This window comes from Allobosea spartocytisi, assembly GCF_014764685.1.
Lineage (GTDB): Bacteria > Pseudomonadota > Alphaproteobacteria > Rhizobiales > Beijerinckiaceae > Allobosea > Allobosea spartocytisi.
This window is the reverse complement of sequence record NZ_JACXWY010000016.1, coordinates 25215-51426: the sequence shown is the minus strand read 5'-3', so window position 1 is coordinate 51426 and position 26212 is coordinate 25215. Positions and strand designations below refer to the sequence as shown.

Annotated in this window: 24 protein-coding genes, 2 tRNA genes and 1 riboswitch; of the genes, 15 read left to right on the top strand and 11 right to left on the bottom strand. The window is 66.0% G+C overall.

Annotation, left to right across the window (positions count from 1 at the left end; genetic code table 11):
* Positions 1-168: 168 nt before the first annotated feature.
* The 6 genes from IED13_RS21165 (at position 169) to IED13_RS21140 (ending at position 7067) form a co-directional block, all read left to right on the top strand.
* Positions 169-1224 carry an ABC transporter substrate-binding protein gene (locus IED13_RS21165; protein WP_191125368.1) on the top strand — a complete coding sequence of 352 codons (1056 nt, stop codon included), beginning with the start codon at positions 169-171 and terminating at the stop codon, positions 1222-1224.
* Between the two features lie 65 nt (positions 1225-1289).
* A complete protein-coding gene (locus IED13_RS21160; protein WP_191125367.1) occupies positions 1290-2195 on the top strand; it encodes an ABC transporter permease in 906 nt (301 codons plus the stop codon).
* Positions 2192-2980, top strand: a complete 789-nt coding sequence (locus IED13_RS21155) for an ABC transporter ATP-binding protein (protein WP_038358375.1) — start codon at positions 2192-2194, stop codon at positions 2978-2980. The genes IED13_RS21160 and IED13_RS21155 overlap by 4 nt, the downstream gene beginning before the upstream one ends.
* A 3-nt stretch (positions 2981-2983) precedes the next feature.
* A complete protein-coding gene (locus tag IED13_RS21150; RefSeq protein WP_191125366.1) occupies positions 2984-3826 on the top strand; it encodes a carbon-nitrogen hydrolase family protein in 843 nt (280 codons plus the stop codon).
* 10 nt (positions 3827-3836) lie between these two features.
* Positions 3837-5375, top strand: coding sequence for an amidohydrolase family protein (locus IED13_RS21145; RefSeq protein ID WP_191125365.1), 1539 nt, complete (start codon positions 3837-3839; stop codon positions 5373-5375).
* A gap of 120 nt (positions 5376-5495) precedes the next feature.
* The gene (locus IED13_RS21140) at positions 5496-7067 is read left to right on the top strand and encodes an amidohydrolase family protein (protein WP_191125364.1); all 1572 of its coding nucleotides are present in this window, start codon (positions 5496-5498) and stop codon (positions 7065-7067) included.
* Positions 7068-7407: 340 nt separating this feature from the next.
* On the opposite strand, the gene IED13_RS21135 is transcribed toward IED13_RS21140, so the two are convergent.
* The 4 genes from IED13_RS21135 to IED13_RS21120 all read right to left on the bottom strand — a co-directional run bounded on the left by IED13_RS21135 (position 7408) and on the right by IED13_RS21120 (position 10023).
* Positions 7408-8031, bottom strand: coding sequence for a ZinT family metal-binding protein (locus IED13_RS21135; RefSeq protein ID WP_248312701.1), 624 nt, complete (start codon positions 8029-8031; stop codon positions 7408-7410).
* 182 nt (positions 8032-8213) lie between these two features.
* Positions 8214-8378, bottom strand: a complete 165-nt coding sequence (locus IED13_RS21130) for a GTP-binding protein (RefSeq protein ID WP_248312698.1) — start codon at positions 8376-8378, stop codon at positions 8214-8216.
* A gap of 188 nt (positions 8379-8566) precedes the next feature.
* Positions 8567-9118, bottom strand: a complete 552-nt coding sequence (locus IED13_RS21125; protein WP_191125362.1) for a GNAT family N-acetyltransferase — start codon at positions 9116-9118, stop codon at positions 8567-8569.
* A riboswitch (cobalamin riboswitch) is annotated at positions 9092-9288 on the bottom strand. It overlaps the preceding gene by 27 nt.
* 93 nt (positions 9289-9381) lie before the next feature.
* On the bottom strand, positions 9382-10023 hold the full coding sequence (locus IED13_RS21120; protein ID WP_191125361.1) for a TetR/AcrR family transcriptional regulator: 642 nt from the start codon (positions 10021-10023) through the stop codon (positions 9382-9384).
* 132 nt (positions 10024-10155) lie between these two features.
* Between IED13_RS21120 and IED13_RS21115 the strand changes: the two genes are divergently transcribed.
* The 4 genes from IED13_RS21115 to IED13_RS21100 all read left to right on the top strand — a co-directional run bounded on the left by IED13_RS21115 (position 10156) and on the right by IED13_RS21100 (position 14197).
* The gene (locus tag IED13_RS21115) at positions 10156-10938 is read left to right on the top strand and encodes a cyclase family protein (RefSeq protein WP_404801903.1); all 783 of its coding nucleotides are present in this window, start codon (positions 10156-10158) and stop codon (positions 10936-10938) included.
* Positions 10939-10961: 23 nt separating this feature from the next.
* Positions 10962-11888 carry a 3,5-dioxohexanoate:acetyl-CoA acetone transferase gene (kce, locus tag IED13_RS21110; RefSeq protein ID WP_191125360.1) on the top strand — a complete coding sequence of 309 codons (927 nt, stop codon included), beginning with the start codon at positions 10962-10964 and terminating at the stop codon, positions 11886-11888.
* Between the two features lie 10 nt (positions 11889-11898).
* On the top strand, positions 11899-12918 hold the full coding sequence (locus IED13_RS21105) for an SMP-30/gluconolactonase/LRE family protein (protein WP_191125359.1): 1020 nt from the start codon (positions 11899-11901) through the stop codon (positions 12916-12918).
* A 70-nt stretch (positions 12919-12988) separates the two neighbouring features.
* Positions 12989-14197 (top strand): ABC transporter substrate-binding protein, encoded by a 1209-nt coding sequence (locus IED13_RS21100; RefSeq protein WP_191125358.1) that lies wholly within the window; start codon positions 12989-12991, stop codon positions 14195-14197.
* 202 nt (positions 14198-14399) lie between these two features.
* On the opposite strand, the gene IED13_RS21095 is transcribed toward IED13_RS21100, so the two are convergent.
* The 3 genes from IED13_RS21095 to IED13_RS21085 form a co-directional block, all read right to left on the bottom strand.
* Positions 14400-16283 (bottom strand): TRAP transporter large permease, encoded by a 1884-nt coding sequence (locus IED13_RS21095; protein ID WP_112764599.1) that lies wholly within the window; start codon positions 16281-16283, stop codon positions 14400-14402.
* Positions 16284-16340: 57 nt separating this feature from the next.
* Complete coding sequence (locus IED13_RS21090) at positions 16341-17357, bottom strand: TRAP transporter substrate-binding protein (RefSeq protein ID WP_038358390.1); 1017 nt, start codon at positions 17355-17357, stop codon at positions 16341-16343.
* Positions 17358-17421: 64 nt separating this feature from the next.
* The gene (locus IED13_RS21085) at positions 17422-18828 is read right to left on the bottom strand and encodes an FAD-binding oxidoreductase (RefSeq protein WP_112764598.1); all 1407 of its coding nucleotides are present in this window, start codon (positions 18826-18828) and stop codon (positions 17422-17424) included.
* A gap of 108 nt (positions 18829-18936) precedes the next feature.
* Here IED13_RS21085 and IED13_RS21080 point away from each other — a divergent pair, with 108 nt between their 5' ends.
* Positions 18937-19764: an isocitrate lyase/PEP mutase family protein gene (locus IED13_RS21080; RefSeq protein WP_191125357.1), complete on the top strand. Its 828-nt coding sequence runs from the start codon at positions 18937-18939 to the stop codon at positions 19762-19764.
* A gap of 8 nt (positions 19765-19772) precedes the next feature.
* Positions 19773-20495 carry a GntR family transcriptional regulator gene (locus IED13_RS21075; protein ID WP_191125356.1) on the top strand — a complete coding sequence of 241 codons (723 nt, stop codon included), beginning with the start codon at positions 19773-19775 and terminating at the stop codon, positions 20493-20495.
* Positions 20496-20926: 431 nt separating this feature from the next.
* Here IED13_RS21075 and IED13_RS21070 read toward each other — a convergent pair.
* Positions 20927-21011: transfer RNA gene (locus IED13_RS21070), tRNA-Tyr, on the bottom strand.
* Positions 21012-21168: 157 nt separating this feature from the next.
* Complete coding sequence (locus IED13_RS21065; RefSeq protein WP_191125355.1) at positions 21169-21723, bottom strand: AAA family ATPase; 555 nt, start codon at positions 21721-21723, stop codon at positions 21169-21171.
* Positions 21724-21825: 102 nt separating this feature from the next.
* Here IED13_RS21065 and rlmB point away from each other — a divergent pair, with 102 nt between their 5' ends.
* Positions 21826-22632 carry a 23S rRNA (guanosine(2251)-2'-O)-methyltransferase RlmB gene (rlmB, locus tag IED13_RS21060; protein WP_038358395.1) on the top strand — a complete coding sequence of 269 codons (807 nt, stop codon included), beginning with the start codon at positions 21826-21828 and terminating at the stop codon, positions 22630-22632.
* Positions 22633-22638: 6 nt separating this feature from the next.
* On the opposite strand, the gene IED13_RS21055 is transcribed toward rlmB, so the two are convergent.
* Positions 22639-23169, bottom strand: a complete 531-nt coding sequence (locus IED13_RS21055) for a hypothetical protein (protein ID WP_112764595.1) — start codon at positions 23167-23169, stop codon at positions 22639-22641.
* 365 nt (positions 23170-23534) lie between these two features.
* On the opposite strand from IED13_RS21055, the gene IED13_RS21050 reads away from it, so the two are divergent.
* A complete protein-coding gene (locus tag IED13_RS21050) occupies positions 23535-25145 on the top strand; it encodes an MFS transporter (RefSeq protein ID WP_248312697.1) in 1611 nt (536 codons plus the stop codon).
* A gap of 115 nt (positions 25146-25260) precedes the next feature.
* Here the strand turns inward: IED13_RS21050 and IED13_RS21045 are convergent, their stop codons facing one another.
* Positions 25261-25932 carry a class I SAM-dependent methyltransferase gene (locus IED13_RS21045; RefSeq protein ID WP_191125354.1) on the bottom strand — a complete coding sequence of 224 codons (672 nt, stop codon included), beginning with the start codon at positions 25930-25932 and terminating at the stop codon, positions 25261-25263.
* 162 nt (positions 25933-26094) lie between these two features.
* On the opposite strand from IED13_RS21045, the gene IED13_RS21040 reads away from it, so the two are divergent.
* A tRNA-Thr gene (locus IED13_RS21040) sits at positions 26095-26169 on the top strand.
* The last annotated feature ends 43 nt before the right edge of the window (positions 26170-26212 follow it).

Genomic DNA, 26212 nt, shown 5'->3' with positions numbered 1-26212 from the left:
CAGCGCAGAGCGGTTTGCTCTTTCCGGGTTGGCGTGCCCATCGTCGGGATACCGTGCAACGGTGCTCCGGCCATGGGTTATGGCCTGTAGCAACGCTGGGCGCTCTGCGGTGAGCTCTTCGGGTACGGTTTCCCTGCGGTCTTCCTTGGTGAAGGCTGGAGGAAAGACATGTGCGATCGTGACGGGTTGTTCTATCGGAATTTCTCGCGCAGGACGTTTCTGCGTTCGGGTGTCTCGGCTGTAGCCACGCTCGCCTTGCCCGCCCATTTGGCGGGCCTGCTCACGCCGACGGCAGCCGCTGCCGCAAATGTCACCCTCAAGGCGACGCACGGCTCCGGCTTCTGCAACATGGGCATGTTCCTCGCCAAGGAGCGCAACCTGACCAAGGCCGACGGCGTCGACCTGGAGTTCGTCGTCACGCCGTCCAACACCGAAATCACCACGATGTTCGGGGCGGGCCTCGTCGATATCTCGATGATCCCCTATTCGAACTTCATGACGCTCTATGACGCGGGCGCGCCGGTGAAGATCGTCGCCGGCGGCGGCGTCGAGGGCTGCATCATCGTCGGAAAGGAGGGGCTGAAGACCGCAGCCGACCTGAAAGGCAAGACCTTCGGCACGTTCCAGGCCGACACGCTGGAAGTGCTGCCTTACGACTTCCTGAAAAAGGCCGGCCTCAGCTTCAAAGATGTCGAGATCAAATATCTCGACACGTCGCCAGAACTCGCCCAGGCCTTCCTCGCCGGCGCGATCGACGCGATTTGCCATATCGAGCCCTATGCCTCGCAATGCGTCATCGGCCGCAAGGGCGCGAGCGTGCTTTCCGACGGCACGGACGTCTACGGCAAGGGCTACTCGGACTGCGTGCTCGCCGTGCGCACACCGCTGATCGAGAAGAATCCGGCCGCCGTCAAGGCCGTGATCAAGGCTCTCTTCGTCGCGCAGTCCCAGGCCGAAACCGACAAGACCGCCGCCCTCAAGGACACTGTCGGCAAATACTACAAGACCAGCATGGAAGCTGCTCTCGATGCCTCCAGCAAGCAGCCGATCGTGGTCGATCAGCGCAACCAGACGAAGTTCATCATCGAGCGCGGCCAGTCGATGAAGGAACTCGGCTACGTCAAGAAATCGCCGGATCAGGCGGCCTTCGACTGGAGCCTGCTCGAAGCCGTGATCGCCGAGAACAAGGCGCTCTATGACGGGCTGAAGCTCAAATCCGCCTGAGGTTCTGCCGCGCCGGCCGGATTGGACCATCCGGCCGGCCCGTTCCCACGATCAGGAAGGACGCCATGACGATGCGCCTGGAGGCAGACGGCCTCACGGGTTCCGCCGGCCGGAACCGACTATTCCCCGCGAGATTTTCACCCTGGCTGTGGCGCAGCCTGGCGAAACTGGGCTGGGCCGCTCTGTCGCTCGGCCTGTTCGCCGGCATCTGGGAGGGGTTCTGGGCTGCGGGGCTGATCAACCCGCTGCTGCTGCCGCCACCGCATCTGTTCCTGCAGGATATCCCTGGAACGCTGCAGTATTTCGACCGCTCCAACCGGATCGGCAGCGTCTCGACAGGCGGCGGCATCCTGCCTCTGCTGATCACCATGGCCTGGACGACGACGCGGGTTCTCGTTGGATTGCTGCTCGGCTTCGTCGCCGGCGTCGCGCTGGGCGCGGTGATCCATTACCTCGCCACCTTGCGCAAACTGCTGCTGCCGACGATCCTGCTGCTCGCGCCGATCTCGCCCGTCGCCTGGCTTCCGGTCGCAATCTTTGTCTTCGGCATCGGCGACAAGCCGGCGATCTTCCTCGTCTTCATTACGCTGTTCTTCGCCATCGTCCTGTCGACGGGCGCGCAGATCGAGAGCGTGCCGAAGAACTACATCCATGTCGCGCGCATCATGGGCGCAACGCGGCGCCAGACCTTCTGGAAAGTCGTCCTGCCCGCGATCCTGCCGAGCCTGTTCATGACACTGCGGCTCAACCTGTTCGGCGCCTGGATGGTGGTGCTCATCGCGGAGACAGTCGGCGTCGGCACCGGGCTCGGCCAGATCACCTCCATGGCGCGCTCGACCTTCAACGCCAAGCTCGTCTTCTTCACCATGGGCATCATCGGCCTGCTCGGCTTCCTCTCCGACTTCGCGTTGCGCGAGATCCAGAGGCGCATGCTGTGGTGGGTCGCGCCTGGCCAGGGAGGCTCCCGATGACCCGCGCCGCCGTCTCCGTTCAAAACGTGTCGAAGCGCTGGACACCGGAGGGCCGCGCGCCTGTGCTGGCGCTCGACGATCTCAGCTTCGACGTCGCGCCGGGCGAATTCGTCGTCCTGCTCGGCCCGTCCGGCTGCGGCAAATCCAGCCTGCTCTACATGATCGCCGGCCTCGAAGAGGTCAGCGAAGGCCGCCTTCTCTGCGACGGCGAGGCGATCGTCGAGCCCTCGGCTGAGAGGGGTCTGATATTCCAGGAAGCCTCGCTGTTTCCCTGGCTGACGATCGCCGACAATGTCGCCTTCGGCCTGTCGATCCAGCATGTCCTGCCGGAGCGGCGCCGGGAGATCGCGGTCGAGACGCTCAGGCGCGTCGGGCTCGGCGACATGCTGGACAAGAAGCCCGACGAATTGTCGGGCGGCATGCGCCAGCGCGCAGCATGCGCACGGGCGCTCGCGATGCGCCCGAAGGTGCTGATGATGGACGAGCCCTTCGCCGCGCTCGACGTCCAGACGCGCGCGCGCATGCAGGATTTCCTGCTGCAGATCTGGCGCGACAGCGGTGCCTCGATCCTGCTCGTCACCCATTCGATCGACGAGGCGATCTCGCTTGCCGACCGGGTCGTGGTCTTCACCGCACGGCCAGGGCGGGTCAAGACCATCGTGCCGATCGAACTCCCGCGGCCGCGGCAAAGCCGCGACCCGCGCTATCACGCCTATCGCGACCAGTTCGCCGATCTGCTCGCCGACGAGGTGGACCGTGCCTTCGCCGAGCAGGAAGTGGTCTGAGCCGTGGGCCAGACCATCAAGGTCGCCGCCGTTCCCATCGGGCCCGGCGGAAGAGACGGTTCGACCCTGCTGCGCGAGGCGCAAGTCGGCATCGCGGCGGCGGCGGCCGCGGGCGCCCGGCTGGTGCTGCTGCCAGAACTGTCGTTCCTGCCCTATGTCGCAACCGAGGACCCTCTGCGCTGGCCGGTTCCTGCCGAGCGCCGGAACGGGCGGACAGGGCAGCTCATGGCGGATTTGGCGCGCCTCCATGAGGTCGCGATCCTGTTTGGCCTTGCCGAGGACGATGGAGCGGGCCGGCCCGTCAATGCGGCCCTGCTTGCACGCCCCGACGGCACGGTCGAGCGCGTCGCCACCAAGCAGTGCCTGCCGCCGAGGCAGCCCGATGAAGGCTTCGGCGAGGCAGATCATTTCCGGCCCGGCACGGACGCGATCGCCATCACGCATCTCGGGCCGCTCCGGCTGGCGACGCTGATCTGCTACGATCGCCGCTTTCCCAGCCATTGGGCGCAGGCTGCCGCCGCCGGGGCCGAGCTCGTCGCCGTCATGGTCGCGGGCCCTGCCCCGCAGGACCCGCCGGACTTCTTCCGGCAGGAGCTATGCGCCCATGCGGCGGGCGCGAACCTCTTCGCGCTCTCTTCCGCCCGCTACGGCATCGAGACCCTGGTGGGGCGCAGCATCCGGCATGACGGTGAGACGCTCGCGGTCGCGCGCGACGGCCGGGTCATGGCTTCCGCGGAATGCGTCGCGCCCTCACCGGTCATCATCTCTGTCCCCGTTGGCCTCACACCACTCATGCCGGGCGCCGGAGAGATCGGCGCCGCTTCGACCATCACAAGACCTGCCTGAGGAGACGACCATGGAACTCATCGTTCAAGCCGGTCATGTGGTGACCGGCATCAAGGACCGCGATACGCCAATCATCGTCGAGCAAGGCTCCGTGCTCTCACGCAACGGCGTCATCGCGGCCGTCGGCTCGTTGGCCGAGATGCAGCAACTCGCACCGCTCGCGGAGCTGCGGCGCTACCCGGACCACGTCATGATGCCAGGCTTCGTCAACAGCCACCACCATGTCGGCATGACCCCGTTGCAACTCGGCTCGCCGGATCATGCGCTGGAGCTGTGGTTCGCCAGCCGCATTCCCGCCCGCCGCCTCGATCTGACGCTCGACACACTCTATTCCGCCTTTGAGATGATCGCCTCGGGCGTGACCACGGTCCAGCACATCCAGGGATGGATGCCGGGCGGCTATGACGCAATCCACGGCGCGGCGACCAAGGTGTTGAATGCCTATCGCTCGCTCGGCATGCGCGCCTCCTATTGCTATGCCGTGCGCGAGCAGAACCGTCTCGTCTACGAGGCGGATGAGGCATTTTGCGCCAGGCTGCCCTCGCCCTGGAACGAGAGGCTGGCGGCCCATCTGAAGACGCAGGCCATGCCCTTCCCCGACTTCCTGCGCCTCTTCGACCAGCTCACGGCCGAAAACGAGGGGCAGTCGCTGACCCGCGTCCAGCTCGCCCCGGCCAATCTGCACTGGTGCAGCGACGACGGCCTGCTCGCGCTGCACGAAAAGTCCAGGGCGAGCGGCGTGCCGATGCACATGCATCTGCTCGAAACCGTTTATCAGAAGGAATATGCCCGCCGCCGGACGGGCAAGACCGCGCTGCGCCATCTCCATGATCTCGGCGTGCTCGGTCCGCATATGACGCTCGGTCACGGCGTCTGGCTCAATGCCGAGGACATCGACATCGTCGCCGATACCGGCACCTGCATCTGCCACAACTGCTCGTCCAATTTTAGGCTGCGCTCGGGGCTGGCGCCGCTGAATCAATGGGAGAAGAAGGGCATCACCATCGGCATGGGCCTGGACGAAGCCGGCATCAACGAGGATCGCGACATGCTGCAGGAGCTGCGGCTGGCCCTGCGCGTCCACCGGGTGCCGGGGATGGACGACGAAGACGTTCCGAGCTGCGCGCAGATCGTCCGGATGGCGACGGAGGGCGGCGCGATGACGACGGCCTTCGGCGCCACGATCGGCCGGCTCGATCCCGGCCGGGCCTTCGACGCCGCCCTGATCAACTGGAAGACGACGACATACCCTTATCAGGATCCCGACATCCCGATGCTGGACGCGCTGGTGCAGCGGGCCAAGTCGAATGCCGTCGACGCCGTCTATATCGGGGGTGAATTGGTCTACGCCGAGGGCCGCTTCACGAACGTCGACCGGGATGCCGTCCTGGCCGAGATCGCCGACACGCTGGGCAAGCCGCGCAGCCCCGAGGATGAGGCGCGGCGCGATCTCGGCCGCGCCGTCTTCCCTTATGTGAAGCGGTTCTACCAGGGCTACCTGCCCGAAGAGCCGTCCAAGCCCTTTTACGCCTGTTCGGCCGTCGACTAGGCGCCGGATCCGCCACGGGCGGCACGACCCCGCAGTTTTTGCGTCTTTGCCGCGCCCGAACTCCGGTTCGGGCCGCTCTCCCCTCCTGCCGCCTGCCGCGGCCTGTCACATCGAATGATCATGAGCCTTCCAGAAACGTCAGCCTTCTCCACCGCGACGACCACGCGCTTCGAGAACGTCCATCTGTTCGATCCCGATAGCGAGAGCGGCATGAGCGCCGCCACCACCCTGCTGGTCCATGGCGACCGCATCGCCGCGATCGGCGTCGATGCGGCAGGCTTCGCGGCGGAGAGCGAGCGCATCATCGACGGCCGCGGCAAGCTGCTGATGCCTGGGCTGATCAACGGGCACTTCCACTCGCCCGTGAACCATATGAAGGGCCGGCTCGACAGCCTGCCGCTCGAGATCTTCATGCTCTATGAGTGCCCGGCGCTGGAAGAACTGCGGCCAACGCCACGCGAAGCCTATGTGCGCACACAGCTCGCCTGCGCCGAGATGCTGAAAAACGGCGTAACGGCAGTGCAGGACGACGCCTTTCTCGTGCCGGAGCCGACGGTCGACATCATCGATGCCGTGATGCAGGCCTATGCCGACAGCGGCATGCGGGCCACCGTCGCCCTGGATGAACCCAATCTGGCCGAACTCGACAAGCTGCCTTTCCTGGCCGAGCTGCTGCCGGCCGAGCGGCGCGCCGAGCTAGCGAAGCCGCGCAACCTCGCCGATGCAGATCTGCTGGCGATGTACCACCACCTGATCACCCGCTGGCATGGCACTGAGGGCGGACGCTTGCGTGCCGCCGTGTCCTGCTCGGCGCCGCAACGCGTTTCGACCGCCTATATCCACGAACTTGAGGCGCTGAGTCGGACCCACGATCTGCCCTTCTACGCGCATATGCTGGAGACCAAGCTGCAGCGCGTGCTGGGCCATGCGCAGCCCCGCTTCGGCGGGCGTTCGCTCGTGCGCTATACGGCCGATCTCGGACTCTTGTCGGAGCGGCTGAACATCATCCATGCGATCTGGGTGGACGATGCCGATCTCGATCTCATCGCCGCCGCCGGTTCGGTGGTCGCGCATAACCCGATCAGCAATCTGCGGCTCGGCAGCGGCATCATGCCGTTCCGGCGCATGCGCGACCGCGGCATCCCGATCTGCCTGGGGACCGACGAGGCGATCGCCGACGACGCCGTCAACATGTGGGCCGTCGCCAAGACGACCGGACTGGTCCACAACATCGCAGGTGCAGACTACGATGCCTGGCCGCGCGCCGGCGAGATTCTCGATTGCCTGCTTCAGGGCGGCGCCCGCTCCATGGGGTTGCAGGATGAACTCGGCGTCCTGGCCCCCGGACGGCTGGCCGACCTCGTCATGCTCGATCTCGACACGCTGCCTTTCACGCCGCTGAACGATCTGCGACGCCAGCTCGTCTATTGCGAGAACGGCAACTCGGTCGTGCTGACGATGGTTGCGGGCCGGATCGTCTGCGAGGGCGGCAGACTCCATACGATCGACGAAGCGGCACTGCGCCAGGAAGCCCGCGAAATCTTCGCGCGGCGCAAGCCAGCCCTCGAACAGGCCTCGGCGGTTGCGCAGCGCTGGCTGCCTTTCTATCGGGCAATGTATGCCAAGGCTGCTGCGGTCGATGTCGGGATGAACCGGTGGGTCGGCGATGCGGACTTGCCCTCGCCGGTCTGATCATGGACCTCCGAACGGCCACGAAGAAGAGAGACGGACGTCGCTCGCGCTCGCATTCCGCCAATAGCGGGCCAAGACGGCGCCGGGTCATCGTAGAAAAGATGACTCGGGAAAACCCGCGGACCTCGCCGCCATTGCGGCGTTGGTTCGCGATTCTGACCCAAGATGCGCGGGCCGGGCCGGCCGAGAATGATCGTCCCGAGCACGGTCAACGCGGCACGGCTCGAAATATCCTGCGGCATGTACCAGAACGGCGGTGCGCTCATTTGGGACTGGGCACGCGCTGTCGATAAGTTGCAATCAAGCCATGCGCGGATCTCCCGCACATGGGGCGACATCCTCAATGGGCGAGCATCTCCTTGACGATCTGCTGCCCCGTCAGCTCCGCGGGGTAGTAGGTCGGCCAATTGGTGAGTTCCTTCAGCAGCGCCGCGCGGTCATTGCCCCAATAGAGATGGAAATGCTCGGCGACCTCGGGAGCGATGTCGTGGTCGCTGAACTGGATGAACTGCGGCGCCGCGTCGTCGCCGCTCGCCTTCTTGAAGACGAAGCGCACGCCGCGATTGCCCTTTGCGTAGGTGAGGACCTCATAGCCGTCCGACACGTAATCGGCCTTCGCCGGTTGCTGGCCACGGGAGAAGGTGATGTTCGATCCCTTGATGACGATGCGGTCGACATCGGTCTTGTAGCCGGCCTCATAATACGCGCGGTATTCACTCGCGCTTTTGTCGCCCTGTTTCGCCTTTGCAACCATGACCGGGTCGAGCGTGCCATCCTTCAGGAACGGGTAGACCGACTGCCACTCGCCTTCCCAGTCCTCTAGCGTGCGTGGCTTGATCTGGTCGTCTTTGAAGTAGCCATTGTAGATCTGACTCTTCGCACCATGCGAGTGGCCGTGAAAATGGTCATGGCCCTTCGATTTGGCTTGACCGGATGGGCCGCAGAGGATGGCTCCAGCCATCATCAGTGCGCTGAGCAGCAAGAGCCGGCGGGCTCGGTTCACGGTCGTCGTCAGCATCGGCTTATGTCCTTCGGAGGCAACAGGAGGCTTTGGTCACGCGGCTTCGGTGCGCCGACAGGCAAGGGCAGGATCAGGCAGGTCGCGACAGAGCTCGGGCTTGAAGGCGATGGTCGGCGTCTCGCCACTCAGAGGTAGGCGTCGAGTGCCGCGCGGATCGCCGCCTCTTCCATGCCGGCGCCGATGAAGACGAGTTCCTGACGCCGATCGCCCCACACGGAATGCCAGTGACGGTTCAGGATTGCCTTCCACTCGCATGGTCCGGCCAGCGCAACCGCGACACAGCCGCCCATCAGAAGTCTATCGCTTCGGTCCGACAGACGGCGCCCGCAAGTGGCACGGTGAGGGGCAAGCGTGTGTCGGGAGATTGCATGGCGAAGCCGGTTCTGATGTCGGGCAGATCAAATGCAACGTTATATCATAACATGTCAAGTTCTGAGCTGACTGAATGCAGCTTCGCCCTGATGGCCTCAATCTTCCGTCACCCCCAGGGCAAGCGCTTATCGAAATGGGCTGTCCCGTCGCCATTGGCGAACTCGGCGAAGCCACGGCTGCGCCAGAAAGCTAGCGTCGCCGGCGTCTCCGCACTGGCGTGGAGATAGAGTGTGCGGAATCCCAGCCTGACCGCCTCGGCCTCGGCGAGATCGCTGAGCCATCCGCCAATGCCTTGGCCGCGCCGTTCGGCGGCGACGTAGACCCGCGCCAGTTGCGGGATCTCCCCAGCGTCGGGATAGCGATTGGCGAAGGCCTTCGCGAGGCCGGGCTTGCGGTCGAGGGTGTAGAGCGCCGCCGTCGCGACAATCCTGTCCCAATCGTCCCGCAGCACCCAGAAGACACCGCGGTTGGCGGCTGAGAACCAGCATGCCTCATCATCCGCGACCAGGCTATCGAGGTCGGCATGCCAGTCCTGACGATAATCGAAGCCATAGAACGCCTTGATGACATCGAGGCAGAACCGCCGAGCCTCGGCGCGGCGGTCGGCGGCCTCCTCGAGCGGGCGGGTGAGTCGGAGGCCGAGGGGCACATCGGTCATGGGTCGGGGCTGGGTCGACGCCTGATCCCCACCTTCCCAACAACGCTAAGGCGTCGTCAGTGGTCTATCAAGGACCGGCTTATCAGTTACAGTTGCGGGGGCAGCCGCGGCCTCAAACCGCGTTCCCTTTTAATCCGCCCAGCGGCGGAACTTGTTCCGGGAACGTTTCTAGCTTGGGGAGCTTGAATTGGGAAGCCGTGCGTATGCCTGCTTCCGAGTGGGATGCTGAGGTCGGCTCTTGGCGCATCGGAACCACTGCCGGCTTATTCGACCAGCAACCGATCGATGCCAGTGGCGCAGAAGCGAGTCAGGCGCTCCAGCAGAAGCTCCGCAAGGCCGGCGGGAGACAACGCCTGACGCTCGTCGTCGAGGCGCGCTGCGCGGTCGCCCGCCGCCATCGTCATGACCAGCGCCCCGACCATGAACAGATAGGCATCCACCATCGCCGCGCGCGAGGCCTGCGGGTAGAGCTTCGCGAACGCCGCCAGGAACTCCGTCGCCGTCGGGTCGAAATGTTCGGCAAGGACGCCACGCGCGGATTCGCGCGGATCGACAGCCTCTCGCGCCGTCATCATCGCGAAGGCCGCGCCTTGCACGCCCTCCGCGAAGCGCTGGCGCACCGAGGGGCCGATGAAGGCCTCGACCACGGCCCGGATATCGGGCGCCGGCGCGGCCATCGCCTCGTCGAGCGCCGTGCCGCGCGCCAGCGCCAACGCATCGGCCCGGCGGGCGAAGACGGCGCGGTACAGCGCCTCCTTAGAGCCGAAATAATAGCTGAGCTGCGACAGCCGCACCTCGGCCGCAGCGGCGAGATCGCGCATCGAAGCGCCGTCGGCACCGCCCCGCTCGGCGAATGTCCGCTCGGCTGCGTCGAGAATGCGCTCGCGCGTCGGAGCCGCTGCCATCGAATCCCTCCTGAGCAGCGCCCCTGCCCTGCGTGATTTGGCTCTTATCAGAAAGCGTGTTCTACGCTATTGGTCGGACGTTCGTCCAAATTTGTGCCGCCAGAGCATAACGGGACGTCAGGAGGAAACAGCATGATGCCAGCCGGGCGCCTCGTCGATCTCTCAATCCCGCTCGAAAACGACGTGCCCGCCGATCCGCCCTTCCAGAAGGTTCGGATCGATTACCGTACCCATGAGGGCACCGCGAAGGACATTGCCGCCGCATTCCCCGGCCTGAAGCCCGAACAGCTGCCGGAGGGCATGGGCTGGGCCGTCGAGCTCGCGACGATCTCGACCCATAACGGCACCCATGTCGATGCCCCCTGGCACTACCATCCGACGCAGGACGGCGGCGCCCCTGCCCTCAAGATCGATGAATGCCCGCTCGAATGGTTCCTGCAGCCCGGCGTGAAGCTCGATTTCCGGCACCTCCCCGACGGCCATGTCGTCACCCCCGGCGAGATCGATGCCGAGCTGGAGCGTATCGGCCATAAGCTCAGCCCGCTCGAGATCGTCGTCGCCAACACCCGCGCCGGCAGCCGCTATGGCGAGACCGACTACATCGATACCGGCTGCGGCTTCGGCCGCGAGGCGACGCTGCATCTCGTCCGCCAGGGCATCAAGGTCGTCGGCACCGATGGCTGGAGCTGGGACGCGCCGTTCAGCCATACCGCCCGCCGCTTCGCCGAGACCGGCAACGCCGCCCTGATCTGGGAGGGGCACAAGGCCGGGCGCGAGGCCGGTTACTGCCAGATCGAGAAGCTGCACAATCTCGAAGCCCTGCCGGCGACCGGCTTCATAATCAGTTGCCTGCCCGTGAAGGTGCGTAACGGCTCCGCCGGCTGGACGCGGGCCGTCGCCATCCTGCCCGCCTGAACCGACAATCAAGGGAGAAGCGCATGAGCAAGGTCATCATCACCTGCGCGGTCACCGGCGGCATCCATACGCCGACCATGTCCGACCATCTGCCGATCACCCCCGACCAGATTGCGGAGCAGGCCATCGCCGCCGCCGAGGCCGGCGCCGCGATCCTCCACCTCCACGCCCGCGCCCCCAAGGACGGCCGCCCGACGCCGGACCCGGCGGTGTTCATGGAGTTCCTGCCGCGCATCAAGCAGGCGACCGATGCCGTGGTGAACATCACCACCGGCGGCGGCCTCAACATGAGCGTCGAGGAGCGCCTTGCCGCCCCGCTCAAGGCAGCGCCCGAGATGTGCTCGCTCAACATGGGCTCGATGAACTTCGCGCTGCATCCGCTGGCGGAGAAATACAGCGACTGGAAGCACCCCTGGGAGCAGCCCTATCTCGCAGGCACCAAGGATTTCATCTTCCGCAACACCTTCGGTGACATCGAGCGCATCTACAAGATGCTCGGCGAGGGCCACGGCACCAAGTTCGAGCATGAATGCTACGATGTCGGCCACCTTTACAACCTCGCGCATTGCCTCGATCGCGGCTGGTTCAAGCCGCCGGTCTTCCTGCAATTGATCTTCGGCATTCTCGGCGGCATCGGCGCCGATCTCGACAATCTGATGTTCATGAAGCGTACGGCCGACAAGCTGTTCGGCAAGGACTATCACTGGTCGGTGCTCGCGGCCGGGCGCCACCAGATGGCCTTCTGCACCCAGGCCGCGATGATGGGCGGCAATGTCCGCGTCGGGCTGGAGGACAGCCTGTTCATCGGCCGCGGCAAGCTCGCCATCTCCAATGCCGAGCAGGTCGCCAAGATCCGCCGCATCGTCGAGGAGCTCGGCTACGAGATCGCCACCCCGGAGGAGGCCCGTGCCACGCTCGGCCTCAAGGGCGGCGACCGGGTGAATTTCTGAGGCGCCCGGCATGGCGCCTCGCCCCAACCCGCTCGACGGCTTCACCGTCGATCCCACCACGATCCGCTACATCGGCGAGGGCCTGCAGCGGCCGGAATGCATCCTGGCCGAGCGCGACGGCTCGCTCTGGAGCGCCGATGCGCGTGGCGGCGTCGTCCATATCCGGCCGGACGGCTCGCAAACCCTGATCACCCAGACGGCGAGCCGCGGCTTTGCCGAGGCGACCGACGAGGAGGCGCGCTTCGTCTCGGGCACGCTGCCGAACGGCCTCGCCTTCGCGGACAATGGCGACATCCTGATCTCGAATTTCGGCACCGACCGGCTGGAGATCATGACGCGCGGCGGCGAGACCCGCGTGCTGGTCGACACCATCGACGGCGCACCGATCGGCAAGGTCAATTTTGTCCTGCGCGACAGCCAGGATCGCATCTGGCTGACGATCTCGACCCGCACGAAGAACTGGATGAAGGCGATCAGTCCGAACGTCCGTGACGGCTATGTCGCCCTCTATGACGGCGGACGGCTGCGGATCGTTGCCGACGGCTTCGCCTTCACCAACGAGATCAGGCTCGATGCCGCCGAGAAATGGCTCTACGTCGCCGAGACCTGCGCGCGGAAGGTGACGCGGTTGCGCGTCCTGCCGGACGGCAGCCTGACCGACCGCGAGACCTTCGGGCCGGAGGATCATGGTGCCTGCATCGACGGCATCGCCTTCGACGCCCATGGCAATCTCTGGGGCACCCATGTCTTCACCGACCGGATCTTCGCGATCACGCCGGAAGGCGAGTTGCGCATCCTGCTCGACGATGACCGCGGCAGCACTGTCGGCAAGGCCTTTCTCGACGCCTTCGCCCGCGACGAGGCGACGCCGGAGCTGATGCTCGCCTGCGGCGGCACGATCGCGCCCTGGTGCGCCAGCGTCACCTTCGGCGGGTCGGACCTGCGGACTGTCTATGTCGGCAGCCTGAAGGGCTCGCGCATTCCGTATTTCCGCTCACCCGTCGCCGGCCTGCCGATGGCGCATTGGTAGGTCCGGCGCTGCGCGATCACATCACGCTTCAATCAGAACAGAATTCGCAGAATAGAATTCGGGAGGAACCATGAAACGCATCGTCTCCGCGCTCGCCGGCGTCTCGGCGCTCTGTCTCGCGACCGCAGCCCAGGCCGAAATCTCCGGCGGCACCGTCAAGATCGGCGTACTCACCGACATGTCCGGCGTCTATTCCGACATCACCGGCAAGGGCTCGATCGTCGCCACGCAGATGGCGGTTGACGATTGCCTGAAGGCGGAATGCGCCGGCATGAAGATCGAGGTCGTCTCGGCCGATCACCAGAACAAGCCGGATGTCGGCTCGACCATCGCGCGCGAATGGATCGACCGGCAGGGCGTCGACGTCCTTGCCGACATGTCGAACGCCTCGCTGCAGCTCGCCATCCCGCCGCTGCTCAAGGAGAAGAACCGCGTCGGCCTGTTCCCGGGCGGCACGGCCCGCCTGACCGGCGATGCCTGCCAACCCGACCATATCGTCCAGTGGATGTGGGACACCTATGTCCAGGTCGCCGGCGTCGCGAACTACCTGACCAAGCCCGGCACGAAATGGTTCCTGGTCACGGCCGACTATGCACTGGGCCACCAGCTCGAGGCCGATGCCAAGACGCTGGTCACGGCCAAGGGCGGCACCTATGTCGGCTCCGTCCGCCACGCCTTTCCGGCCGTCGACCTCTCCTCGCAGCTGCTGACGGCACAGGGCTCGGGTGCCGACTATATCGCGCTCGCCAATGCCGGCGGCGACACCGTCGCCGGCATCAAGACGGCGCGCGATTTCGGCATCGGTCAGGACAAGCAGAAGCTCGTCGCCTTCTTCCTGACCGCGATGGACGTGAAGAGCGTCGGCCTCGCCGCGGCGCAAGGCACGGTGCTGACCGAGGGCTTCTACTGGAACCTCGACGACCGCACCCGCGCCTTCTCGGAGCGCTTCAAGGCCAAGCACGGCGCGGTGCCCTCGGCGATCCAGGCCGGGATCTACTCCTCCGTGCGGCATTATCTCAAGGCGGTGGCGGCCGCGAAGTCAGACGAGGCGAAGACGGTCATCACCAAGATGCGTGAACTGCCAATCGAGGACGACGTCGTCCGCAACGCCAAGCTGCGCGAGGACGGCCGCATGGTCCATGATTTCTACGTCTTCCGTGCCAAGCAGCCTGCCGAGTCGAAGAGCGAGTGGGATCTCTACGACCTCGTCGCCACGATCCCCGGTGATCAGGCGTTCCGCCCCTTGAGCCAGAGCACCTGCCCTGCGATCAAGCGCTGAGGCGAGAAACCGTTGCAGCAGCTGAATGGTGCAGGCGCCGTCTGGCCTCGGGCGAACGGCGTGATGGTTCGCGCTCTGAGCAGCAGGTCGAGGGCGCTATCCACACGAATGGCAGCTTTCGGGCATTGGCTCGAAGTCTGCCTCTGACGCTTCTCGACAGCCGCCAACGCAAGTGGGCGGCTCGTTTTTCGGCTGCAAAGGCTCAACCCGTCATGCCCAGATAGCGCGGCAGCCAGAGCGAGAAGACCGGGAAGACCACGAGGGCCAGCAGCGCAACGATCAGCACGGCGATGTACTTCATCATTGGGCGTGTGACGTTTTCGACCTTGGTGCCCGTCATCGCCGCGGTGGCGAACAGGCCGACGCCGATCGGCGGGGCGAAGAAGCCGAGCCCCATCGCGACGACCATGATCGTGCCGAATTGCAGCGGGTTGATGCCGAGCTTGATCGCGATCGGCGTCAGCAGCGGGCCGAACAGGATGAGAGCGGGCGCCCCCTCCAGGATCATGCCGAAGAAGGCCATCACGACAACGCTGACCAGGATGAAGCCGATCGGACCGACCGCATGGCCGACGCCGATCATCAGCGTCGAGATCTGGTCCGGGATGCGCTCGATGGTGATGGCGTAGGACAGGCTCGACGCCGCCGCGACGATGAAGAGAATGCTTCCCGTCATCGCTGCCGAGCGAACGAAGAGCTGCACGATCAGCCGCCAGCTCAGCTCGCGGAAGGCGAGCCCGCCGATCAGGAAGGCATAAACCACGGCGAAGGCGGAGATCTCGGTCGAGGTCGCGATGCCGGCGGTGACGCCGCGCCCGATCATGAGGATCATTGCCAGTGTGACGCCTGCGCCCATGATCAGCGGCAGCATCGGCCGCTTGGTGCCGCCGACGAAGACCTTCTCGACATCGACGCGGGTGCCGTAGATCACCGCGACGACGGCGAGCGCCGCGGCCATCAGCCCGGCCGGAACGAGGCCGGCCATGAACAGCCCGCCGATCGAGATGTTCGAGACGAAGGCGAAGATGATGAGGTTGACGCAAGGGGGAATGGTCTCGGCCATCACGGCCGTGCAGGCGAGCAAGCCGGCCGTCTCGTTCTCGTCCTGACCGGTCTTGCGGACGGCCGGCATGATGACGCCGCCGACCGCCGCGATATCCGCGAGCTTGGAGCCCGACACGCCAGAGAACAGCGCCGTAGCAATGATGACGATGAGGTTCATGCCGCCTTTCAGCCGGCCCATCATCCGCAGCAGCAGCTCGATGAGGCGCGACGACATCCCGTTACTCTCCATCGTCAGCCCGGCCAGCACGAAGAAGGGAATGGCGAGCAGCACGAAATGATTGGCGCCGGAGGCGACCTGTTGCGCCCAGATCAGCATGGGCAGCGAGGGATCGGCCAGGAAATAGGCCATGGCGCCGAAAGCGAGCGCGAAAGCGATCGGCACGCCGATCAGCAGGCCGCCGACCGCCGCGAGCGTCAGAAGATGGATCGGCGCCAGCGCGAACTGCGGCAGCAGCGTGTTCCAGCCGGCGATCGCCGCGCCGATGGCCAGCAAGGGGAAGAGCGCGGTCCAGCGCGGCCCGGCCGGCAGCTTCAGCACATTGGCGACGGCGAAGGCCGCCATCACGAACCCGCCGAACAGCACCGGCAGAAGGAAGATCCATTGCGGCAGGCCGGTCGGCGTCAACTGGCCGGCGGTGTCCTCGAAGAGCTGCGCGCTCGAAACCAGCAGCGTCGCCGAGACCAGCAGCGTGATCCAGGCGGCCGCCGCCGCGGCGATCGCGCGCCCTTTCGGCGGCAGCATCAGGACGAGCACCTCGATGCCGATATGCTGCGAGCGGGCGAGCACACTGCCGGCGCCGATGAACACCATCGTCGTCATCAACCCCGCCGCCACCTCCTCGGCCCAGTCGAAGGGCGCATGCAGGAAATAGCGGAAGACGACCGAAAGGAAGACGACGGCCACGTCGATCGCGAGGATCGCGCCGCCCAGATGCTCGATGAAGAACAGGACCCGCGCGGCAAAGCGGTCCTGCGGCAGGCGCGATTCGAGCGCGCTGCCGGCGGTTGCGACGGCGTCCATGCGCTGATCCTCCAGAGAGCCGGCGTGGCCGGCGGTCTTGGTTGCCGGAAAGAGCCGTCAGGCCGAGGCCTGGATCTTCTCGAAGAGCGGGGCGGTGGATGGGTACTGCGCGAGATACGGCTTGTAGAGCTCGTCGGCCGTGCGCCGCTTGAGTTCGGCGATCTCGGCCGGCGGCACTTCGGTATAGACCATGCCCTTGGCCTTGAGATCGGTGAACGCCTCTGCCTCGACGTCCTTGACCTCCATGCGCGAGATGCGCGTCGCTTCGTCCGCCGCCTGGCGGAAGGCGGGCATCAGATCGGCAGGGATCTTGGCCAGCCCGCGCTTGCCGATATAGGCGAGCATCGGCGTGTAGATGTGCCGGGTGAGGAAGCCACGATTGGTGACCTCGTAGAGCTTATAGGCGATGGTCGTGCCCGGATCGTGCTCGAAACCGTCAACGACGCCGGTCTGCACGGCGGTGTAGAGCTCGTTGATCGGGATCGGCGTCGGTGTCGCGCCGATGATGTTGAAAGTGTCGATGAAGGCCTTGGTCGGCAGCACCCGCAGCTTGACGCCCTTGAGATCCGCAACGCTGGCGATCGGCTTCTTGGTGTAGATGCTGCGCGCGCCGACCTGGAAGCCCCAGCCCAGGATGTTCACGCCCGTGCGGTCGGCCAGCATCTTGTCATAGGCCTGGCCGACGCCGGCATCGAGCGCCTTCGAGCAATGGTCGTAGCTGTTGAAGAGGAAGCCGAGGTCGAGCATGCCGAATTCGGGCACGACCGTGGCCCAGATCGAGGCGCCGGTCAGCATCATGTCGACCGAGCCGACCTTCACCTGGTTGACGACGTCGGCTTCCTTGCCGAGCTGGCCATTGGGGAAATATTCGAGCTTGATACGATCGCCGGCGAGCTTGGCGATCTGCTCGGAGAAGGGCTTGTACCAGAGATAATGCGCGCCGAACTTGTCGGCCGGCGCGGCGGACGAGACACGCAGCGAGATCGGCGCGGCCGCACGCAGAATGGTGGGCGCGCAGATGCCAATGACGGCCGCGCCGGCCACGAAGCTCCGGCGGGTGGTAAAGCTGCTCATGATGTTCCTCCGCTGATGGTGTTCGGCCGGCTTGGCGCCGGGCTCGTTGTGTTTCGAGAAAGGCTCAGTCTTCGGGCAGGACCTTGCCCGGGTTCAGGATGCCGAGAGGGTCGAGCGCCTGCTTGACCTTGCGCATCATCTCGACGGCCGGGCCGTGCTCGAGCCGCATGAACTTGATCTTGCCGCTGCCGATCCCGTGCTCGCCGGTGCAGGTGCCGTCGAGCTCCAGCGCGCGACGCACCAGCCGGTCGTTGATCGCGGCCGCTTCCGCCAACTCCCGCGGATCTGACGGGTCGATCAGCAGACCGAGATGGAAATTTCCGTCGCCGACATGGCCGACCATGCTGATCGGGAAGGAAGCATCGGCGATATCCGCCTGCGTCTGCGCGATGCAGGGCGCCAGCGCCGAAATCGGCACGCAGACATCGGTGCTCCAGAGCTTGGCATTCGGGCGCAAGGCCTGAACGGCATAATGGGTGTCGTGCCGGGCCTTCCACAACCGGTTGCGGCTGTCGGCATCGGCCGCCGCGATGAAGCCGAGCGCGCCGAAATCCGCCGCCAGCGCCTCCACCGTCTCCGCCTGCTCGCAGACTCCGGCCTGCGAGCCGTGGAACTCGAAGAAAAGCGTCGGCGCCTCGTTCAGCGCCAGCTTGCTGTACAGGTTGACGGCCCGCACGGTGGTGTTGTCGAGCAGTTCGACACGGGCGACCGGGATGCCGCTCTGGATCACCGCGACGACGAGATCGACGGCGTTCGACACGGCGGGAAACGAACAGACCGCCGCGCTGATCGCCTCGGGAATGCCGTAGAGCCGCACCGTCACCTCGGTGATGATGGCCAGTGTGCCTTCCGAGCCGACGAGCAGGCGGGTGAGGTCGTAGCCGGCCGAGGATTTGCGGGCGCGCCGCGTGGTGCGGATGATCTCGCCTTCGGCCGTGACGGCCGTCAGCGAGACGACGTTCTCGCGCATCGTGCCGTAGCGGACGGCATTGGTGCCCGAGGCACGCGTCGCCGCCATGCCGCCGATGGTGCTTTCCCCGCCCGGATCGATCGGGAAGAACAGGCCGAGATCGCGCAGATCGCTGTTGAGCTGCTGGCGCGTCACGCCTGCCTGCACGGTCGCATCGAGATCCTCCGGCCGGACGGACAGCACGGCATTCATGCGGCTGAGATCGATGCAGACCCCGCCGCGGACGGCCGTCACGTGCCCCTCCAGCGAGGTGCCGGCGCCGAAGGGCACGATCGGAGTGCGATGGACGGCGCAGAGCCGCACGATCGCCGCGACCTCCTCGGTCGTGCCGGCATAACAGACCGCATCGGGAGCGAGGCCGGCATGATAGGATTCCCCGCGGCCATGATGCTCGCGGTCGGCGGCGGAGGTCGTGAAGCGCCGTCCGAGCAGCCCTTCCAGCGCCGCCGCAAGGGCGGGGGGCAGACCGCTTGAAACGCTCGGCTGCGCTCTCGCTAGCATGACCTGTTTCCTCCTTTACGCGCTTGCTCAGCGCCGTTGTTGACAGGCTCGTAGCATGCGCTTCATATCGTCGCAACAATTGTATACAGGACACAGGACACAAATTAGATGCGGACGCTTAGGCAGAAATTGGCCGGGCCCGGAATCGTGGTCGCTCCGGGCTGTCATGACGCGCTGGGGGCGCGAATTCTGGAACAGGCCGGGTTCGAGGCCGTCTACATGACCGGGAACGGGCTTTCCGCAGCGATGCTGGGCGCTCCCGATCTCGGCCTTCTGACCTTGACCGAGATGGCGAGCCGCGCCCGCGCGATCGCTGGCAGCATCTCGGTGCCGCTGATTGCCGATGCCGACACCGGCTACGGCAATCTCAACAATGTCGCGCGGACCATCGCGGAATACGAGGCGGCCGGCGTCGCCGCGCTGCACCTGGAAGACCAGGTGACGCCGAAGAAATGCGGCGCCATGAGTGGGCTTTCTCTGGTTTCCACCGAGGAGCATGCCGAAAAGATCCGCCATGCCGTGAAGACACGTCGCGATCCGGACCTGCTGATCATCGGCCGCACCGACTCCCGCCTTGTGCTCGGGCTCGACGAGGCGATCGCGCGGGGCCAGGCCTATGCGAAAGCCGGCGCCGACCTTGTCCTGATCGAGATGCTGCAGAGCGAGGAGGAGATGCGTCTTGCCGTGCGCAGCATCGACGCGCCGCTGATGTTCAACTCGGTCGACGGACGCACGCCGGCCCTGGATGCCGCGACCTTCGAATCGATCGGCTTCAAGCTGTTGGCCTTCCCCTTGTCGTCGACGCTGGCCTATGCTCGGCTGATGCAGCGCTTCGCTTCGGACCTCAAGCAGAACGGCTCGACGGCGGCCTGGGCCGAAGCGCTCTTGCCGATCCATGACTACGAAGGCGTGCTCGGCCTGAGCCGCTACGCCTGAGCCCAGCCATGTATCCCAGCCGCCGCCCGACCAAGCCCCGTTCCCAAACGAGCGACCGCGCATCCGGCCTCACGGCGCTGGAGCATCCGCGCTCGCTCGCGGAAATGGTCGAACAGCGCCTGCGCGACGCCATCGTCAACGCCGAGCTGCCCTTCGGCCATGCCCTACCCGAGGACGAGACAGGGCTGGCGCTCGGCGTCAGCCGCACGCCGCTGCGGGCTGCGCTCGCAAGACTTGCCGCGCTCGGCCTCGTCACCATCGTGCCCAATCGCGGCGCCTTCGTCTTCGACCCCTCGCTGGAGGATGTGAAGCAGCTTGCGGGCTTTCGGCTGATGCTGGAAACCGAGGCGGTCATGCTCTGCCTCGACGGCGCCGCGGAGAATACCGAGGCGGAGCTCAAAACCGTACTGACGATCATGGAAACGGCGCATCGCGAGCAGGACGGCACAGCCTATGCCAGCAGCGACACTGATTTCCACGCGGTCTTTTTCCGCAATTGCGGCAACCTTTTCGTCGCGAATGCCTTCGCCACCATCTCCTGGCAGGTGGCGGCGCTGCGTGCGCATCTGTCCGTCGACCGCTCCTGGGAGCGTGATACGTCCTTCCTGGAGCATCGCGAGATCGTCGAGGCATTCAGCTCCGGCAGCCGGGACGATCTCCGTCGCATCCTGCGCGATCACATCCTACGGGCCGCCAAGGCCTATTCAAACGTGATCGCGCAAGAGACCTGATTTGCTCTGCGAAAACCGGCCGTCATTTTCGGATCGTGTCCTTACCCGGCAGTCAGGCGCAAAGATCGCGCTTTGACGCCCCCGCGCGCGAAGGCTGACGGCACGGCAATGAGCAAGGAAGGATTTGGGAACTGGTTGGCCGACGCCTGCGTCGCGGCTGATGTCCCCGGTCGAGCTCATGGTCTGCGGAAGGCGGGCGTCACGAGAGCCGCGAACCATGACGCTTCCGACGCTCAGCTCGACGCGATTTCGGTTGGAGCGGTCGCGGCATGGCGGCGCTCTACACCAAGACAGCGAACCGACAGCGTCTCGCAGAAGAGGCCGCGTCGCTCCTGATTCCGGAACCGAAAAGAACGTCTATTCCCGCACCTCATCATCAGGTGCGGGGAACGCCGCTAAAAAGAAGGGAATTCAAGTGCCTAGGAAAAAGGTGGTGGGGGAAGCAGGACTCGAACCTGCGAAGGCATAGCCAGCGGATTTACAGTCCGCCCCCTTTGCCGCTCGGGACATTCCCCCGCCTGCGCCCATGACCGGCTCTCAGAGCCGCGGGCCACCGATATGTCACTCACATGACGACCGGCAGGCGCGGCCGGACTTATGGTGACCGGGCCGCGACGTGTCAACGGCAAAAAGGCCACGGCCGCAAATTCCCTGTCGGAAAGCGCAAGCTCGCTCATGCCTCCGCTGCCAGATGGCGCATCACGAACGCCGCGCGATCCGCAACGCTGGCGCGCGGGAGCTCAAGCAGCCGGTAGCCATAGCGCGGATAGGTCGCCACCATCGCCTCATAGGTCCGCTTTGCCTCGGCCGGATCCTGCCTGCGCTCGGCATCCTGCTTGAAGATCTCCGGCCAGAATGGAGCGATGAACACCGTCTCGCGATAGCGGCACGCCTCGGCGGCGCGCCCGATGGTTTCGGGCACCGGCAGCCCGCACAGGCCGAGATAACCGGCGATGTCCGGAATGCCCCGGTCGAAGAAGACGAAGCCGGGTTGGTCCTTCGCCGCCGCATGGCTGCGCAGATCATGCGCCAGCATCAGTTCGGCGAAGCGCGCCCGATCGGCCCAGGGCAACCCGTTCCCGCCCGCGGCCATCTGCTCGCGGATGACCGCCCGGCCCGCCTCCGGCATGACGGCGTGTCCGGATGCCGCGAGCATCTCGATCAGTGTGGTCTTGCCGGAGCCAGGACCGCCGGTGATGACGACGAAGCGATGGCTGGCATCTGCCATTGTTCAGGCCTTTCATGGTCGAGGAAGAGGGCGCGCTGCGTTCCGCGCTGGTCAAGCGCGCCGTGCCGTGGCACGGCAGGCGGAAGAATTCTGGAGAAAGCGATGGCCCCGCCCTTCCGTCCCAAACAGGCCTGGCCCGGCGGCAAGCGGCCCGGCGGTCCTGCCCGCCGCACCGGCGCCCCGCCGCCGCACCGCCCCGGCGAGATCGACGAAGCCGTGCTTTACGGCGTCCACCCGGTCGTCGAGGCCCTGCGCAACCCGCAGCGGCGCTTCCGGCGGCTGCTCGCCACTGAGAACGCGCTACGCCGCCTGCGCGAGGAGATCGGCGAACTCCCGGTCGAGGCCGAGCTGGTCCGCCCCTCGGAGATCGACCGGCTGCTGACGCCCGATTCGGTGCATCAGGGCCTTTATCTCGTCTGCGATCCCCTGCCCTCGCCCGATCTCGACAGTCTGCCCGACGATGCCGTCGTGCTCGCGCTCGACCAGATCACCGATCCGCACAATGTCGGGGCGATCCTGCGCTCGGCCGCCGCCTTCGCCGCCGCCGCGGTGATCGTCACCATCCGCCATTCGCCGGCCGCGACCGGCGTGCTGGCGAAATCGGCCTCCGGCGCGCTGGAACATGTCCCGCTCATCGCCGTGCGCAATCTCGGCGACGCACTGGATACGCTGGGAAAACGCGGCTTCCTGCGTGTCGGCTTCGATTCGGACGGCGACGTCACGCTCGACGATGTCGCGCTGCGCCGCCCGCTCGTCATGGTGATGGGCGCCGAGGGCAAGGGCCTGCGCCAGCGCAGCCGCGAGCTCTGCGACCATGTCGCCCGGCTCGAGGTTCCCGGCGCGATCACCAGCCTCAACGTTTCCAACGCGACGGCGATCGCCCTTTACGCGGCAAGCCGGCGCCGCTGATTCGGTTCAGCGCCGCGGCACGGTCAGCAGCAGCGCGCCCGTCTCGGCATGGGCGAAGCGCGTCCGCCGGCCGCCCTGCGGCTCGGCCTCGCCGATACGGATGACCCGCGCCACGGGCCGCAGGCGCGATCCCTCCAGCCGATAGATCGTCGGCTCGGGCGTCGGCTCCCGGCGGATGCCGGCCCGCGCCGTCAGGTTCTCGAAGGAATCGGGATCGACCGGCTTCACCGTCTCAGTGGGTCGCTCGATCACCGCGACCGTCGCGTCGTCCGCCGGATAGAACAGCCATGGATCGGCATAGCCCGGCCCGGCCCAGGACCAGCGGCGATGCGCGCCATGGCGGAAGCCGTGACCGGCCATGCGGGGATGCCGCCCGATTCGCGCCGAATCCGTGCCGGAGCGATGAACGAAACCCATCGCCTTTGGGCCAGGCGCCGCCCCGAAACCGCCGCCTCGCCCCGCGGCGCTGGCTTCGCCGACGGATAGTCCGGCCGCCAGCAGCAGACCGCAGGACAGGCCGATGATACGCAACGCCATGGCGCGCTTCCTCATCCGCATCTCGTCAAGCCTCCACCTTCGCAGTATAGTGGCGCCATGGCGCCTGACCAGCCCATGCGCGCCTCGATTTGGCGCCCTGCACCGTTCCTCCGATAGTCTTAAGACGAACGGTGCAAGACCAAGTGCTTGATTGCACCTGCGACATTCCGCGCGCAAACCTTTGATTCAACCCGGAATGGCGGGATTTCCCACCATTCCGGCGGCGCGGACACCGTCTCCAACGAAGACGGACCGCGCCCCGAGGAACCGGCCGGGACAACCGACCGCACGCGGATTCACCAAGGGAGGCAAACGCCATGAGCATGGCATCGCAAGCATCGGATTCGAGGGCCGCCCCTCGACCGATGACCAAGGAAGAAAGAAAGGTCATCATCGCCTCGTCGGCCGGCACGGTCTTCGAGTGGTACGACTTCTATCTGGCGGGTTCGCTGGCCGCCAACATCGCCCAGACCTTCGTGCCGGGCGACAATGACACGGCAAAGTTCATCTTCGTGCTGTTCGGCTTTGCGGCCGGCTTCGCGGTGCGCCCCTTCGGTGCGCTGTTCTTCGGCCGCCTCGGCGACATGATCGGCCGCAAATACACCTTCCTGGTCACGATGACCGTCATGGGTCTCGCCACCTTCGTGGTCGGCCTGCTGCCCAGCTTCCAGACCATCGGCTACCTCGCGCCGACGGCCTTCATCATCTGCCGCCTGCTGCAGGGCCTCGCGCTCGGCGGCGAATACGGTGGCGCCGCAACCTATGTCGCCGAACACGCCCCGATGGGACGGCGCGGCTTCTACACCTCGTGGATTCAGACGACCGCGACGGTCGGCCTCTTCCTGTCGCTGATCGTGATTCTCGGCCTGCGCCTCAGCATGTCGCCGGAGGCCTTCGCGGCCTGGGGCTGGCGCGTTCCGTTCCTGCTCTCGATCATCCTGCTCGGCTTCTCGATCTGGATTCGCCTCCAGCTCGCTGAATCGCCGGCCTTCGTGAAGATGAAGGAAGAGGGCACGCAGTCGAAGGCGCCGCTCTCGGAAGCTTTCGGCAACTGGCAGAACGCCAAGATCGGCCTCATCGCGCTGTTCGGCGGCACGGCCGGCCAGGCCGTCGTCTGGTATACCGGCCAGTTCTACGCGCTGTTCTTCCTGACGCAGACGCTGAAGATCGACGGCACGACCGCCAACCTGCTGATCGCGCTCGGCCTGCTGCTCGGCACGCCGTTCTTCATCTTCTTCGGCTGGTTCTCGGACAAGATCGGCCGCAAGCCCATCCTGCTCGCAGGCTGCCTGATCGCGGCACTGACCTACTTCCCGCTCTTCACCATGCTGGCGAAGACGGCCAATCCGAACCTGATCAACGCGACGGAGAACGTGAAGCTCGTCCTCACGGCCGATCCGGCCGAGTGCGGCACGCTGTTCGACCCCGTCGGCGTGCGCACCTTCACCAAGCCCTGCGACGTCGTGCGCCGCGCGCTGGCCACCAACTCGATCCACTACGATCTGGTGCCCGGGCCGGCTGGGTCGCCGCTCAAGGCGACGATCAACGGCAAGGACGTGCCAAGCGGAGCCGCCGAACTCACGGCCGCCGCCCAGGCTGCCGGCTATCCGAAGGCGGGCGATCCGAGCATCCTGAAGACGCCCTCGATCGGTGAGCTGCTCTCCAGCAGCCGCGCCCTCCAGGCCGTCGGCATCCTGTTCATCCTCGTGCTCTTCGTCACGATGGTCTACGGGCCGATCGCGGCCCTGCTGGTCGAACTCTTCCCGACCCGCATCCGCTACTCCGGCATGTCCCTGCCCTACCACATCGGCAATGGCTGGTTCGGCGGCTTCCTGCCTCCGACCGCCTTCGCCATCGTGGCGGCAAGCGGCAACATCTTCTCCGGCCTGTGGTATCCGATCATCGTGGCGCTCGGCACCTTCGTGATCGGCCTGCTCTTCCTGCCGGAAACCAAGGATCGCAACATCCTGCAATGATCGCCGCCTGAGGGCGACGTTTCAGGCCCCGCCCGCAAGGGCGGGGCTTTTTCGTGCAGGGAAGACCCCGAACGTTCCGCAACGCCGGACGTGCTGAACAGCGGGTGACTGCAGCTCAGGCGTAGGCGACCCAGCCGCGAAACGCGAAGCCCATATAGAATTGACTGACCGCGCCAAAACCGGCCTCGCGCAAGAGCTGCTCGTCCTCCTCGGGAGCAAGGATCGGCAGGCGGCCTGCGATCGCCTCGCGCGCCTTCTCGGCCTGCGCCGGCTCGACGCCGGAAGCGACGGCGAAGGCGGCATAGCGCGCGAGCCACAGCTCGCGCTCGCCGGCTCCTTGCGGGAAGCTGAAATGAGCGACCGCGAGCGGGGCGCCGGGCTTCAGGCGCCGCCGGATCTCCCCGAGCGTGCGCAGGCGCTCGTCGCGCTCGACGAAATGCAAGGTCAGAATGCAGGTCGCGGCATCGAACGGCCCTTCCGGCGCGCGATCGATCAGCCCGTGATGCAGGCAGACCCGGTCCGCCAGCGAGCCAAGGGTCACCTTCGCGAGGTTCAGCATCTCGGCGGACGGATCGACCCCGTCGAACCGCCAGCCGGGCCGTGCCTCTGCAAAAGCCTTGATCTCGAGCCCTCCGCCGGCGCCGAGAACCAGAATCCGCGCGTCGTCGGACGCATGCTCCGCGAGAAGGAGCATGACCATACGCTGCAGGCTGTCGAAACCGGGCACCAGGCGCGGCGGCCCTTCGGCATAGCGCGCGACGGCCTGCTGGTCTGAAAACGCATCCATGCTCGTTGGGGTAGCATAGCCGACCCTGCCTTGCGAACCGCCGGGCTCCGTCGCGCAACGGCCTGCTTGCCCTCGCCGCAATCGGCTGGTAACCGCTACTCGCCGCATCCGAACCTGTTTCCGATGCGGCGACACCCGGCCTGAAAGGTCGGACATGGCGATGCCGGCGTAGCACAGCGGTAGTGCAGCGGTTTTGTAAACCGAAGGTCGGGAGTTCGATCCTCTCCGCCGGCACCAGTCCTTCTTCTTGTCGCCACTGCCCCCGCCCCGTCAGGCGCAC